11 protein-coding genes and 1 pseudogene are annotated in these 13,481 nt (G+C 43.4%); 5 read left to right on the top strand and 7 right to left on the bottom strand.

Features of this window, described 5'->3' with window-relative positions; translation table 11 throughout:
* Positions 1-50: 50 nt before the first annotated feature.
* The 3 genes from JMX03_RS00750 to JMX03_RS00740 form a co-directional block, all read right to left on the bottom strand.
* Complete coding sequence (locus JMX03_RS00750; protein ID WP_227695073.1) at positions 51-824, bottom strand: endonuclease/exonuclease/phosphatase family protein; 774 nt, start codon at positions 822-824, stop codon at positions 51-53.
* A gap of 218 nt (positions 825-1,042) precedes the next feature.
* Entirely contained in the window at positions 1,043-2,191 is a 1,149-nt protein-coding gene (gene tnpB / locus JMX03_RS00745; protein WP_201593845.1) for an IS200/IS605 family element RNA-guided endonuclease TnpB, read from the bottom strand.
* Between the two features lie 285 nt (positions 2,192-2,476).
* On the bottom strand, positions 2,477-3,589 hold the full coding sequence (locus JMX03_RS00740) for an AOC03_06830 family ribosome hibernation factor (RefSeq protein ID WP_201593844.1): 1,113 nt from the start codon (positions 3,587-3,589) through the stop codon (positions 2,477-2,479).
* A 569-nt stretch (positions 3,590-4,158) separates the two neighbouring features.
* Here JMX03_RS00740 and JMX03_RS00735 point away from each other — a divergent pair.
* The 5 genes from JMX03_RS00735 (at position 4,159) to JMX03_RS00715 (ending at position 8,605) form a co-directional block, all read left to right on the top strand.
* On the top strand, positions 4,159-6,363 hold the full coding sequence (locus JMX03_RS00735; RefSeq protein ID WP_201593843.1) for a M3 family metallopeptidase: 2,205 nt from the start codon (positions 4,159-4,161) through the stop codon (positions 6,361-6,363).
* Positions 6,363-6,620: a YheV family putative metal-binding protein gene (locus tag JMX03_RS00730; protein ID WP_201593842.1), complete on the top strand. Its 258-nt coding sequence runs from the start codon at positions 6,363-6,365 to the stop codon at positions 6,618-6,620. The genes JMX03_RS00735 and JMX03_RS00730 overlap by 1 nt, the downstream gene beginning before the upstream one ends.
* Positions 6,621-6,753: 133 nt before the next feature.
* Positions 6,754-7,296: an ATP synthase subunit B family protein gene (locus tag JMX03_RS00725; protein ID WP_201593841.1), complete on the top strand. Its 543-nt coding sequence runs from the start codon at positions 6,754-6,756 to the stop codon at positions 7,294-7,296.
* A 28-nt stretch (positions 7,297-7,324) separates the two neighbouring features.
* On the top strand, positions 7,325-7,900 hold the full coding sequence (locus JMX03_RS00720; protein WP_201593840.1) for a hypothetical protein: 576 nt from the start codon (positions 7,325-7,327) through the stop codon (positions 7,898-7,900).
* 150 nt (positions 7,901-8,050) lie between these two features.
* Positions 8,051-8,605 carry a hypothetical protein gene (locus JMX03_RS00715; RefSeq protein ID WP_201593839.1) on the top strand — a complete coding sequence of 185 codons (555 nt, stop codon included), beginning with the start codon at positions 8,051-8,053 and terminating at the stop codon, positions 8,603-8,605.
* Positions 8,606-8,690: 85 nt separating this feature from the next.
* Here the strand turns inward: JMX03_RS00715 and JMX03_RS00710 are convergent, their stop codons facing one another.
* The 4 genes and pseudogenes from JMX03_RS00710 to pnp form a co-directional block, all read right to left on the bottom strand.
* On the bottom strand, positions 8,691-9,611 hold the full coding sequence (locus tag JMX03_RS00710; RefSeq protein ID WP_201576276.1) for a glutaminase: 921 nt from the start codon (positions 9,609-9,611) through the stop codon (positions 8,691-8,693).
* Between the two features lie 143 nt (positions 9,612-9,754).
* Positions 9,755-9,844, bottom strand: a pseudogene (locus JMX03_RS15385) (transposase); the annotation flags it as partial.
* A 141-nt stretch (positions 9,845-9,985) separates the two neighbouring features.
* Positions 9,986-10,510, bottom strand: coding sequence for a hypothetical protein (locus tag JMX03_RS14860; RefSeq protein ID WP_227695062.1), 525 nt, complete (start codon positions 10,508-10,510; stop codon positions 9,986-9,988).
* A gap of 492 nt (positions 10,511-11,002) precedes the next feature.
* On the bottom strand, positions 11,003-13,117 hold the full coding sequence (gene pnp / locus JMX03_RS00695; RefSeq protein WP_201597670.1) for a polyribonucleotide nucleotidyltransferase: 2,115 nt from the start codon (positions 13,115-13,117) through the stop codon (positions 11,003-11,005).
* Positions 13,118-13,481: the final 364 nt, after the last annotated feature.

The following is a 13,481-nucleotide window of genomic DNA, read 5'->3' as shown; positions in this document are numbered from 1 at the left end:
AGATTTATGTCTTACGTAGATATAAGTATGTCGCTAACAGACAATAGACTTTACAGTAAACCCAACTCAGCACTAAGCGGCAGATGATCAGACAGCTTTGACCACGGCTTGCCAGTATGTACCCAAGCATCCTTGACCGAAAGATTGCGTACATAGATACGATCCAAGCTTAAGACAGGTAATTTCGCTGGAAAGGTTGGTAACAGCTGACCATGACAATGTTTAAACGCTTCTATCATCCCAAGATCACTTGCCAGCTTGTCACACGATAGCTTTTTCCAATCATTGAAATCGCCTGCCAAAATCAGTGGCTGCTCTGGGCTAATGACATTACGCACATAGTCACTAATCGCCTGATATTGCTTGATGCGATCGCGCTCAAATAGATTTAGATGGGCGCAGAGTACGACTACTGGCATCTCCCAACCCGGCGGCTGAACCTCACAGTGCAATACACCGCGTTGCTCTAGTCTATTAACCGTTATATTGACATTGTGCTTGGGATCTAGTGGGAAGCGGCTCAGTACCGCATTGCCATGGTGTCCGTTTTCGTATTCTGAGTTTTTGCCATAACTGTTTTGCAGCTGCAGATATCCTCCAAACCACTCATGCTGAGATTGGTCAGGATACTCGTTATATTGTAAGTTGCGCTTTAGATGCTGTCCTTGCACTTCTTGCAGGCACAGTATGTCTGAAGCTACTATTTCGAGCGCCTGCGCAATACCTTGCATTTTGACCTGTCGATTTAGCGGCGACATCCCCTTATGGATATTATAACTGGTCAAGATAAAAGAGTCTTTTTTATTCATAGATTTGGCGTTCATAAAGTAGATGGTTAAAAGCAGATACTAATAGCAGTATAGTATAAAACCTGCTTATTATCTTACCGACCATCATAGACCATCGCTATGCTAAACATGTAGCAAATAACATAATTCCTAAAAAACAATGTATGAACTACCCACCACCTATAGAGGTGGGGGTTTCTTAGGTAATACCCCTACTTGATACGATATTCTGTATCAGCGGTTAGGTAAATTGACTAAGCTAACCCCGCCGCACCGACGGTTTTGAGTGTTGCCAGTCTCAAACCCTCATTGAGGATATTGATACTGGCGTTGATGTCTCTATCGTTGGATTGCAAGCAACTTGGGCAATTCCATGATCTCACCTGTAATGGTAGCTCAGCCTTAGTCAGTAAGTGCCCACAGCCTGAGCAGGTCTTAGAAGATGGATACCATCTATCAACTTTGACTAGCTTTTTACCGTACCAGTCCGCTTTATAAGCCAGCATGGTAGTAAAGGCTGACCATGAGCTGTCTGATATGGCTTTGGACAGTTTTTTGTTCTTGACCATACCCTTTACATTCAAATCCTCTATGGCAATCACATCGTGGTTTTTGATGAGATTGAATGAGAGTTTGTGTAGAAAGTCTTTTCGGCAATTGGTGATACGCTCGTAGACTTTGGCGACTTTGATTTTTTGCTTTTGGTAGTTGCGACTGTCTGATAATTTGCGATTGGCGGCTTTAGCACCCTCTCGTCGTTTGGCTAAAATCTTTTGTTCCCGCGCAAGCTTATTTTGCAGCTTTGATAGAAACTTAGGATTAGCCACTTTTGTGCCATCCGATAAGACGATAAAGTCGGTTAAGCCTAAATCAATACCTACTTTTGAGTGTGTTTTAGTGAATGGTTCGACAACCGTTTCAACCAGTAAACTGACAAAATACTTACCTGTAGGCTCTTTACTGATGGTCGCTGACTTGATTAAGCCATTAATAACACTTGGGAATTTGGCTTTAATATGACCAATTTTAGGTAGTTTGACGGTGTTGTTTGTGACCGCTACTGTGCCTTTTTGGTTGTTGGTGGTGTAGCTGTCGCGGTGTCCTTTTTTTTTGAATTTTGGGAAGCCAAAACCTTTGAAGAATTTACTATAAGCGGCTCTAAGATTTTGCTGGACGTTAGCCAGTGCAAAGCTATCGACTTCTTTTAGCCAGTCAAATTCTTTTTTATATTGAGCTGGAGTGTTTTTAAGCTCGGTCTTGGTGTTTTTATAATGCTCAATCTTGTCACTAAGCATCCTATTCCAGATAAAGCGTGTGCAGCCGAATGATTTGGCAAAGAATATTTGCTGTTCTTCATTGGGGTACAGCCTGACTTTATGGGCTTTTAGGATTTGCTTGGTCATAAGGAGCTTGTTGTTAATTGGCGTTATAATTATTAATTATAATACCATAGGGAGTAAGGGTAGTTATCAATAACGCATTCATACCACTACTTTAGAAGTAGGGGAGTTCTGCGCTGAAATGTTAAAAACAAGGCACTTTCGTATTATAGGATAACTGCTCGCTTAGCAAACGGCAAATTTACCTACTTCCAATCTAAAAAAACAACTCATAAAAAAAGCACTGACTCATAATGAATCAATGCTTTTATGTTTACTATTTCGTACTGATAATTTTCGAGCTAATAGTTAGTAACGAGTTACCAGAGCAAGAGGTTGGTCTGCGCTCATGATCTCTTGCGGCATAAAGACTACTTCGCCACCATTATGCATCACGTGCTCGATGATCTCGCCAACCGCATCATCAGTAACGCCTTCTGCGGCTGCATCATCAGCGATCATGAGTGTCTGCGCTTTTTCGTCAATCTTGGCAGGTTGCATGTAACCGCGACGTAAGTATAACGTCTCACCAGCCCCTTGATAGGCAGCACGGTAAACTTCTTGCAGATCGGTACGTAACATTTCTGCGCCACGAGCCTTGTCTATTTCACCAAGTGCCGCTTCATGCAATGAAGAACGATAGCTTTCAACGGCTTCTTGTACGCCATCAACGATATGCTGGGCACTACCATCTTCGAGGTTTGTGACATTCGATACAGAAGCGATAATATTCTCTGGACGGTCACAAACTTCTTTGTAATAGCTGATATTACGAGCATCACCAACGATCACTAGCGGCATTTTATGCTCGCCCCACAGCTCTTGTACACTCTTATCAATACGATTGAAGTACTCTTTTAGATAGCTGTTTTCGTTGTTGGCTGAACGATCAGAGCCACCATCACCTGTCTTATATAAACTATTGTTTTCGATAGGAAACGGAATGCTCTCCATGTTCTTTTGCGCATCATCATCTTTGTCAAACTCTTTGACAACACGATCGTTAGACGCTTCAATCAAACGTGCATGATCACGACCAAGCACCACAGTGTAATAATGGACGGCACTCGCCATATCACGTACCAGATCACGGGTTGCAAAACGCTCACCGATAATGACCCGTTCTTTGGCATCTAGAGGTAAACGCAGTACTTGTACATCATCAGTACTAGCAAAGATAGCTAAGGTATCTAGGTTATAGTTATGATTCAGATCATTAGTCTTTGCATGAATCTTATCTAAGATAGTCGCTGCTGTGGTTTTATCGTATTCATTTGTCAGACGCTCTTCGACCACTTTTAGTTGGTTTTTAAGGGCGATAGGGTCAGTCTCATTAGCAGGATGAGCGCGGTGGGTTTTTACAAAGACGCTGACAGCTGGGTTGGCTTTGGTCTCACGTAAACTCTTAAGCGTTGCTTTCATAGATAGTGCTCCTAATTTTATTATCTTTGGATTTTAGGGAAATCATCATCAATTAAAATAACACATGCAAGATGTCTCATACCCTTCAATCATGTATTTATTTGTGATTTATTATCTTTATAGATAGCCAGTGTTTTGGTTAGTCATTATTGTTGATAAACACTTTTATTGAGATACATTTATTAAAAACATCTTTAACTACTTTGTTGTACCTTTAGTACTACCATAACAAGTTTACCTTACTCACTGTAGGGGTATTTTGCAAGCGAATGATGGCTCTTTGTAAGTGGGCACGCCAATACTGTCTTTTACTGAGGCGACTCCCTACATACTTATTAACAAACACAGTAAGATAAACGAGAAAGCAACGCTGCCAGTCTCTGGGTTGTATTTCTATCATGCCATACCCATCTTTTAGATAACCTCGATTAAAGTATTAAAGCAATAACTAGAACAAAAGCCGTTTAACTCACTCTATAAATAAAGCAAACGCTTAAAAAATCAACTATTACACAATTTTAGATAATAGATATTTTATAACTGTACACTTATTACCATTGGATACCCATATGACTGCACTTGATTCAAATTTACACCTTGTTGACTTTACCGCTACAGAGCCAAACGATTTGAAGGTAAAAGTCAATCAAGCCATCGATCAGGCCAACGCCTTTTTAGATGAGCTAACAGTATCTGAAGATACAAAAACATCAGATATTGGCACTCAGCAAGCGTTAGACGATGTGATTGCCTTTGACCATATCAATCTGGCGTTAGATCGCAGCTGGGGTATTTTGTCGCATTTGAATAGTGTGATGAGTAATGATGAGATTCGTCATGTACATCACGAGCTGCTACCTAAACTCTCAGCCTATGGCACGCGTGTCGGTCAGCACCAACCGCTATTCAGTCGTTATCAAGCCATCGTCAATGACAAAAACTTTTTTGCAGCGCTTGAACCTGCGCGCGCACGTGCTATTGAGTTGGCACTGCAAAGCTTTGAGCTATCAGGGGTGGCGTTACCTAAAGCTGAGCAAGACACCTTTGCGGAGATTCAAAGTAAGCTCTCAACCTTATCGGCAACCTTCTCTGACCATATTTTAGATGCCACGCAAGCGTTTGCCCTACCCTTAAAGTCCGATCAACTGGCGGGTTTGACTGAAAGTGGACTTGCACTTCTGGCAGATGCGGGCAAGCAATATAAAGCTCGAGAGCTTGCTAACGGTACACTCACACAAGCTGAGATCGATGCACTACCAACGCCTTATTATGTCGCAAGTTTGAATATCCCCGTTTATCTAGCAGTGATGACCCATGCAGATGACCGCCAGCTACGCGAGACTCTATACCGCGCCTATGTCACCCGCGCTTCAGAGTTTGATACTCATACCAATGCCAAAGGTGAGTCGCTCAATAACGCTGACATCATGAGTCAGATCCTGCAGTTGCGTGAACAAAAAGCACACTTACTAGGCTTTAGGAATTATGCTGAAGTGTCCCTATCAACCAAAATGGCAGACAGCGTATCCGAGGTTGAAGCGTTTTTGCGCAGTTTAGCCGCCAAAGCGACACCTACTGCCAAAGAGGATTTGGCACAGCTACAAGAGTGTGCCCGTGATTATGGCATTACCGAGCTGCAGCCATGGGACAGTGCTTATATTGCCGAAAAAGTAAAACAAAATAAGTTCAGCTTATCGCAAGAAGCCATTCGTCCTTACTTCCCATTACCAAAAGTCATCGACGGCCTTTTTGATATTGTCGAACGTCTCTATGGTATTAAGGTTCGCGAACAAAATGATGATGCAGCTGCCACGAATAAAGCCCAAACAGTGTCACGCTGGCATGATGATGTCCGTTTTTACCAACTATTTGATGCAAACGATACGTTGCTCGGTGGTTTTTACTTTGATTTATTTGCGCGTAGCGGCAAGCGTGGCGGCGCGTGGATGAGCGGTTTCCAAGCGCGCTATCGTCATGACGAATCAAACTATCAGCAACTGCCAGTCTGCTTTATGGTGGGTAACTTTACGCCAGCATTAGACGGCAAGCCAAGTTTGCTGACACATGATGAGGTACTCACCTTGTTCCATGAGTTCGGTCATGGTCTGCATCATTTACTCACTCAAGTGACTGTCGGTGATGTCGCTGGTGTCAATGGCGTTGAGTGGGATGCAGTCGAGTTACCCAGTCAATTTATGGAGAACTGGGCATGGGAGAGCGATGGCATTGCACTCATTAGCAGTCATGTCGAGACGGGTGAGCCTCTACCAAAAGCCAAACTTGATGCCTTGCTTGCCGCTAAAAACTTTCAAAGTGGCATGCAGACACTGCGTCAAATTGAGTTTGCGCTGTTTGACTTACTCATTCATGCTCACACGCCAGCGCTTGATTATGAGGGCATTCTCGACACGCTAAATACAGTACGCAGTGATATCGCTATTATGGAAACGCCAGATTACAACCGTTTTGCGAATGGTTTTAGTCATATCTTTGCTGGTGGCTATGCGGCAGGTTATTACTCCTATAAGTGGGCGGAGCTGTTGTCTGCAGATGCCTTTAGTAAGTTTGAAGAAGACGGTATCTTTAACCCCATCACTGGTAAAGCCTTCCGCGACACCATTTTATCGGTTGGCGGCAGCTTACCGGCAAAAACTAACTTTGAGAATTTCCGCGGCCGTAGTGCCAGTATCGATGCTCTGCTGCGTCACAGTGGCTTTAGCGACATAAGAAGCACTAAAGCAGCTAATACCCCATCAAATCGCGAGGTCAGCTAATGCGTTATCAGTCCAACCGTCCGAAGCGGCAGTTTTTGGCTGGCGTACGCTGTCCAAAATGCCAGGCCTTAGATGCAGTCGTACAGATAACTGTAGTCACGCCTGAGCCTGATGAGTACATTGAGTGTACTCAGTGCGACCACAGCGAACGTCGACCCGATCCTGACGCAATTAGTGCCAAAAACCATCTCGAAGATCAGCTTACTCGAGATGCAATGGCCACAGGTACTAGCGGAACCGTGAAGTTTAAAACGTAGTCAGCTCTATTCGTACCGCGGATAATTTCTATACTATAGTCTCAGAACGACCACTAACCTATCAACAGATAGGTTTTTGTTGTGGGGTTTGCTATAGTATAGAACCTTGCTTCTAACCTATATTGGCCATGTTATGTCTTCCAAAAAACCCCGTCCTATCTTGACCAAAACTTCAAAGTCCGAGTCAGCAGGCATGAGCTCAAAAGGGCTAATTGCCCTAATAATTTTATTACTAATAATCGTGATTGGTTACTTTGTTTGGCCACGTCCGCTGCCAAGCTCGCCAGCAACGACAGGAGAGACGCCAACGGAAACTCAGCAAACTCAAGTTGCACAGTCTGCTGCCATGACAGAGAATACAGACACCATCGGTGATACCGACAGTATTGATAGTAGTACTGTAGTCGATGATGGTAGCGATATGACTGACTTGCAGCTTCCTGAGGCTGCAGCTATTTTAAATGCGCCATTGCCAGAAACCGATAGCCTAGCTAAAGAAGAGATTGATCGCTTAGAGGATGAGCGTAAACGTTTAGCCGAACAAGAAAAACTGGCAGCTGAACAAATCGCAATGAATAAACAGCTAACGGATATGAAAGCTGAGCAAATCGCCTTGCTTGAGCAGCAAATTGCTCAGCTTGAAGCAAGCAAACAAGCTGAAGCTAAGGCTGAGTGATGCCATGCTATCAAAAGGAGTATGTACGATGGCAACTTTAGAGCTTACCCATACTCCTATATTGAATAGCAGTGCGCAAATACTGGTGTTGCCAGTAAACACAGCAGGCATCCTCTTAGATCCTGTGCTCATGCGCACAAAAACTTTATTCCCTGACAACCATCAGCGCTATTATCGCGCCTGTCGTGATAATAGCTTAAAGGTCGGCAGCTGCTTACTGCACAAACGCACACTTGAGCACGCCGGTCTTGGTATCAGCAGTAATGGCAACCAACCCAGTTATATTGCTAATCTTGTCACATCTGACCACCCTTATCACCCAACGCGAGCTCGTTGGCTAAACGCCTCATTGATTGATTTGCAGCAACAGCTCATGCCTCTTATACGCTATCAAGGCATCCGCAGGGTTGCACTACTGGCACGCCCTCTCATTTCTTACCATACCCCACAAGCTGATGCGACCGATGCTCTCGACTCATCAAACTCAGTGCCCTTAGATTGGCATGCTGACACCCTGCCCTTGCTGACTCGGCAACTACAAGATCTCCCTAAGCTTCGAATAGATATTCATCTGCCCAATAGCATCTCTTCTTACACCCACTAAACTTTCTATTCAAATGTTTTTTCCTGTAGGTCTTAATAGGTATATTTATGTCGACACATTGACTAAAAAATCACTTCGGCCTAGTATCGAGTATGAAGATTATCGAGCGTAGATATCTCTTACTTAGAACTTCAAACAGGATAATCAGTTATGTCAAACAACACTTCCAACAATAAAAGCACTAAGAAAGAAAATGATGCGGTGACAGCGGTAGAGGTCGTAAAAGACGATACTGTCGTGTACGAAGACGGTGATTTTGACGATTATAACGCTGATCATAACTATGATACCGATGACTCTAGCAAAGAAGATGAATCTAAAAAAGATAATAAATCTAACAAAGACGACAAGTCCGATAAAGATAGTAAATCTGATCAAAAAAAAGACGAAGACGCTAACAAAAGAGATAAGTCAGAACAAGACGATGCATCTGGTATGACGATGGCTGGTATGTTCCAGTGGGCGTCCAAGCTTAGAGAAGACTTTATGTCCGAAGCTACGGGCATTACTAATGGTGTCACAGAAAAAGCCGCGGCGATGACTCTGCAAAGGTTGATAGCTGTGGTAGATATGGAGCTGGCAGCCTTTGACAAGAGTGTCGAAGTCGCCAAAAAGCTCATAGCCAACGTAGAAGAAGAACGCGCTAAGATTGTTAGCAGAAAAGAAAAGTATCAAGGTATGATTGATAAACTAGATCAGGAATAGAAAATCTCACCAACTAGTTTGTAGTGTCATCAATCCAATGTTAGACGTTTGAAGTAAGCGTTTGGCATTGGATTTTTTATTGCCTCTAATCCGAAAAAACAGACCAGCCCGTTTGTTCTACTAGCAGCTCTAATGCTTTTAGTCCCAGTTTGGAGTTGCCTACAGGATCAAGTCCTGGCGACCAAACCGCGATAGATCCTTTACCCGGCGCTATCGTCAAAATACCGCCACCCACCCCGCTTTTACCTGGCAAGCCGACACGATAGGCAAACTCTCCAGAGCCATCGTAATGACCGCACATCATCATCAGCGAATTAATACGCCTAGACCGCTGTGGATTGATGACCCTGATCCCTGTGTGTTGATTGACACCATTAGATACTAAAAATAGGCCGGCACGAGCCAACTGCTGGCAATTCATCGCAATCGAACATTGATGAAAATAAACACCTAATACTTTATCCACATCGTGCTTGAGATGACCAAAGGATTTCATAAAGTGTGCTAACGCCGCGTTTCGGTCTCTATGCTCCATTTCCGATGCGGCCACTTTATGATCAAAACGAATTGATTCATCGTCTGCCACAAAGTGCACAAATTGCAGAATCTCCCCCAGTATTTCTCTTGGCTCATGCCCCATCATAATCGCATCTACCACTGCAATCGCCCCAGCATTGATAAAGGGGTTTCGCGGTCGACCAGATTCATACTCCAGTATGGTGATGGAGTTAAAGGGGTCGCCAGATGGCTCACGACCAACGTGTGTCCAAAGCGCATTCCCTAACTTGCCAAGGGCGATGGTTAAGGTAAACACTTTGGAGATACTTTGTATGGAGAAAAGCGTGCTCGCATCCCCTGCTGCATATACCTGCCCATCAGGTGTGGCGACGGCAATACCAAACTGGTTTGGGTCTATATGAGCCAGTTGCGGGATGTAATCCGCCACTTTCCCACGCTCGGTTTCAAGAGCCATCTGGGCGGCAATGTCGTCTAAAATCTGCTGCATAATAGTGGTGTAACCGTAGTTCTACTGCGTTGTTGGGTAATAATGAGTTTAACTGAATGCATGGGATAAGGTGTGGAAATTATATTTTACTATTATTTATTACGACATATAAAGTCTGAAATAAGTAGCTGCATTTTAGCGGTCTGCTTTTGGAAGTCTTTGATGTCATCGAAGCTTTTCATGCTACCAGCCATCTGCTCGGCCAGTTTCTTGATATCAGATTGGGTAGTCATTGCTTATTCTCCTGGTGGTGGATTATAAGCAGTTACACAGTTTTTAGGAAAGGCTCATAAAGTAAAGAATTTTCGTGTCGGACAAACTGATTTTATTTGCAGTAGCTAACGCCCTTTGATTGTTGGGTCAGTATTTAAGACTTACTTTTCTATCTTAATTAACTTGCCGCCTTTAAAGTAAAGGGAATGAGTGCTGCTATACATCCATTGTTCTGACGTTCCTGACGCAGCAATAGTCGTCCTTACATCTTTAGGTTTGCCCCAATTCGTATCACTCAAAACTTGTTTATGAGACATACCAATTCTGGCGGCTGGTTTCTCATTTAATTGGCGCTCCCATTTTTCCTCTCTCTCTTTTTCTATATCTCTATAAACTACTTTTTTTTTCTTAGTGAATTTATCAAAATTACCACTAGGACTAATGTTTGTGAGTAAAACTTGACCACTTTGGTCTTTGTAAATATTCATTTTTCTTGTAGTAGCTTTTGAAGCATTGGCTAAGCTATCGGCACCACCCCAACTCACTCTTGGACTTGACTGATCACTGATAAGCCTATTAGGTACATTTGATTGATTGTGGTTGGTATCAGTATTACTCACACTTAAAGAGCTCGCACTCGTACTGAAAGAAAATAAAGCTAGCAATAGCCCTAAATATATTCTCATATTAAACTCATATTTGCTGTAGTGACTGAAGACATTTTAACAAATTATTGTGAATACGTCTGTGAACAGAACATGCAGAAGATAACCTACTTATCAGACCTTTAGTCACGACTAAAGGTCTTTTTTTTATATGCTTGAAAACACTACGAAAATTTAGAAGGTGGACGTATTAGAGAGAAAAGAGATTCTAGCTTAATCGGTTTTATGAAATAAGGAGACAAACACATGACGATATACGAATGCTTATCACTGATCTTAGAGGTCTGTTCAATTCTTTTAGAAGCTTACTCAATATTTCAAAATATCGCACAATAACACGACCTCTTTACCGTCTCAAATTAGCGGTAAAGAACCCCAAAACCCTCAATAGTTCCCATAACGGACGTTATGTTTAAAAGATCACAATCAAAACCACCTTCCAATTATCTAACAGACCAAAAAAACCGCCTTGAGCATCAACTCAAGGCGGTTTTTTATATCAAGCAAAACTAATTATTCAGCAGTTGAGTTTGAACCCTGCTCGATACCTTTCATAGTCAGCTTAATGCGACCACGGTTATCGACGTCTTGGACGAAGACATTGACCGTCTGACCTTCTTTTAGATAGTCTGATACATTCTCTACGCGCTCTTCTGCGATTTGTGAGATATGTACTAAGCCGTCAGTATTTGGCAAGACGTTAACGAACGCACCGAAGTCTACGATACGAGCAACCGTACCTTCATAGGTTTTGCCGACTTCAACTTCAGCCGTTAATGCTTCAATTTTACCAATAGCAGCTTTCGTCGCGGCTTTGTTTTCACCAAAGATACGAATCGTACCAGCATCGTCGATATCGATGACTGCACCAGTCTCTTCCGTTAGCTGACGAATCATCGCGCCGCCTTTACCGATGACATCGCGAATCTTATCAGGGTTGATTTCGATAACCGCGTAGTTCGGGGCATGAGCGTTGATTTCTGTACGGCTCTCTGGCAATACTTTATTCATTGCTTCTAAGATATGGATACGACCAGCATGAGCTTGTTTAAGCGCTTGCTCCATGATGTCTGAGGTAATACCTTCGATTTTGATATCCATCTGTAGCGCAGTGATACCGTCTTTAGAACCCGCAACTTTAAAGTCCATATCACCAAGATGATCTTCATCACCTAAGATGTCTGATAAGACCGCAAAGCGCTCGCCTTCTTTAACCAAGCCCATCGCAATACCAGCAACTGGTGCTTTGATTGGGACACCTGCATCCATCAATGCCAAGCTTGCACCGCAAACAGACGCCATAGAAGATGAGCCATTTGACTCAGTGATTTCTGAGACCACACGGATGACATACGGGAAGCGTTCGCTGTCCGGTAGCATCGCTTGTACCCCACGGCGCGCTAGGCGACCATGACCGATTTCACGACGTTTTGGAATGCCTTCACGGCCAGTCTCACCGACTGAGAAATGCGGGAAGTTATAATGCAGCATGAAATGATCACGGATAGTGCCTGCTAGTGAGTCAATCATATTCACATCACGGCTGTTACCAAGCGTGGTGGTCACCAATGCTTGCGTCTCACCGCGAGTAAATAGCGCTGAACCATGAGTATATGGTAGGACACCAACCTGTACGTCTATCGCACGAACGGTCTCAAGATCACGACCATCAATACGTGGCTTACCAGATAGGATATTGTCACGCACGGTACGGTACTTAAGATCGTTATAGATCTCTTTTAGCTCAGCCACAGTATCACTGTAGGTTTCTGACTCTGGATCACCGGCTAACGCATCGATAGCAGCTTGCTTGATTTCGTCAAGCTTAGAGTAGCGCTCTTGCTTATCAGTGGTGGTATAAGCGTCAGCAACCTGAACACCGAACTGTTCTTTCATGTTGTTTTCAAGCGTTTCATCATGCTTAGGAGCAGTGAACTCTTGCTTTGCAGTGCCAACTTCTTCTGCCATTGAAATAATATTGTCAATGACAATTTGCTGCTGCTCATGGCCATATAGTACTGCGCCTAGCATTTGATCTTCTGATAGCTCAGCTGCTTCAGATTCAACCATAAGTACTGCAGACTTTGTACCGGCAACTACCAAATCAAGATCGCTTTCTTTGAGCTGCTCAAGCGTTGGGTTTAGGACGTATTCACCATTGATAAAGCCAACACGTGCCGCAGCGACAGGACCATTGAATGGTGCATCAGAGATAGCAAGCGCTGCTGAGGCGCCTATCAGTGCTGCGATATCGGCATGTTGAGTCTTATCTGATGAAACAACGGTAGCCGTGATTTGAATCTCGTTAAGGTAGCCTTCAGGGAATAATGGACGAATCGGACGGTCGATTAGACGCGACGTTAACGTTTCAAACTCACTGGCACGGCCTTCACGTTTACCGTAAGCACCTGGGATTTTACCCGCAGCATACATTTTTTCTTGATAGTTGACAGTCAATGGAAAGAAGTTTTGTCCCTCGCGGGCTTCTGACTTGACTACGGCTGCTACTAATACGGTGACACCGCCCATATGTACTATGATAGAGTTGGCTTGGCGAGCGACGCGGCCAGTTTCTAGCACGACTTTTTGGTCGCCGTATTGGAATTCACGCTTAATGGTATTAAACATTGTTGGAGCTGTCATATAATTTTCCTAATGATGAATGACGAAATTGATATCAGCCATATAATGCACGATATCTGTCGTTAAAAATTCTGTTGTGTGCTTAGTGAGGCTTGCAAGTCCGGCTTGCACACTTTGCTCTTGAGCACACATTTATTGGTCGTACTTTTGTTTCTTCTTGATTGTTCTACATTCAGCTTTTTATCACTGATCCCTTATCACCGATCGTTGTGATTACTGCTGATAAAAAATGCACAAATCTCGATATTACCCATATTGTTTGGCGCTACCAATGATTGTAAGGCAGTCATAGCACTCACACCATAATTAGCAGGTAACCTTGAAAATTCATAGTGCACTATTTTACAGT

This window comes from Psychrobacter fulvigenes (assembly GCF_904846155.1).
Lineage (GTDB): Bacteria > Pseudomonadota > Gammaproteobacteria > Pseudomonadales > Moraxellaceae > Psychrobacter > Psychrobacter fulvigenes.
This window is presented reverse-complemented; position numbering and strand designations above follow the sequence as displayed.

Coding starts and splice junctions, on each gene's coding strand:
- JMX03_RS00750 (WP_227695073.1), bottom strand. CDS start 824: ATGAACGCCAAATCTATGAATAAAAAAGACTCTTTTATCTTGACCAGT.
- tnpB (WP_201593845.1), bottom strand. CDS start 2,191: ATGACCAAGCAAATCCTAAAAGCCCATAAAGTCAGGCTGTACCCCAAT.
- JMX03_RS00740 (WP_201593844.1), bottom strand. CDS start 3,589: ATGAAAGCAACGCTTAAGAGTTTACGTGAGACCAAAGCCAACCCAGCT.
- JMX03_RS00735 (WP_201593843.1), top strand. CDS start 4,159: ATGACTGCACTTGATTCAAATTTACACCTTGTTGACTTTACCGCTACA.
- JMX03_RS00730 (WP_201593842.1), top strand. CDS start 6,363: ATGCGTTATCAGTCCAACCGTCCGAAGCGGCAGTTTTTGGCTGGCGTA.
- JMX03_RS00725 (WP_201593841.1), top strand. CDS start 6,754: ATGTCTTCCAAAAAACCCCGTCCTATCTTGACCAAAACTTCAAAGTCC.
- JMX03_RS00720 (WP_201593840.1), top strand. CDS start 7,325: ATGGCAACTTTAGAGCTTACCCATACTCCTATATTGAATAGCAGTGCG.
- JMX03_RS00715 (WP_201593839.1), top strand. CDS start 8,051: ATGTCAAACAACACTTCCAACAATAAAAGCACTAAGAAAGAAAATGAT.
- JMX03_RS00710 (WP_201576276.1), bottom strand. CDS start 9,611: ATGCAGCAGATTTTAGACGACATTGCCGCCCAGATGGCTCTTGAAACC.
- JMX03_RS14860 (WP_227695062.1), bottom strand. CDS start 10,510: ATGAGAATATATTTAGGGCTATTGCTAGCTTTATTTTCTTTCAGTACG.
- pnp (WP_201597670.1), bottom strand. CDS start 13,117: ATGTTTAATACCATTAAGCGTGAATTCCAATACGGCGACCAAAAAGTC.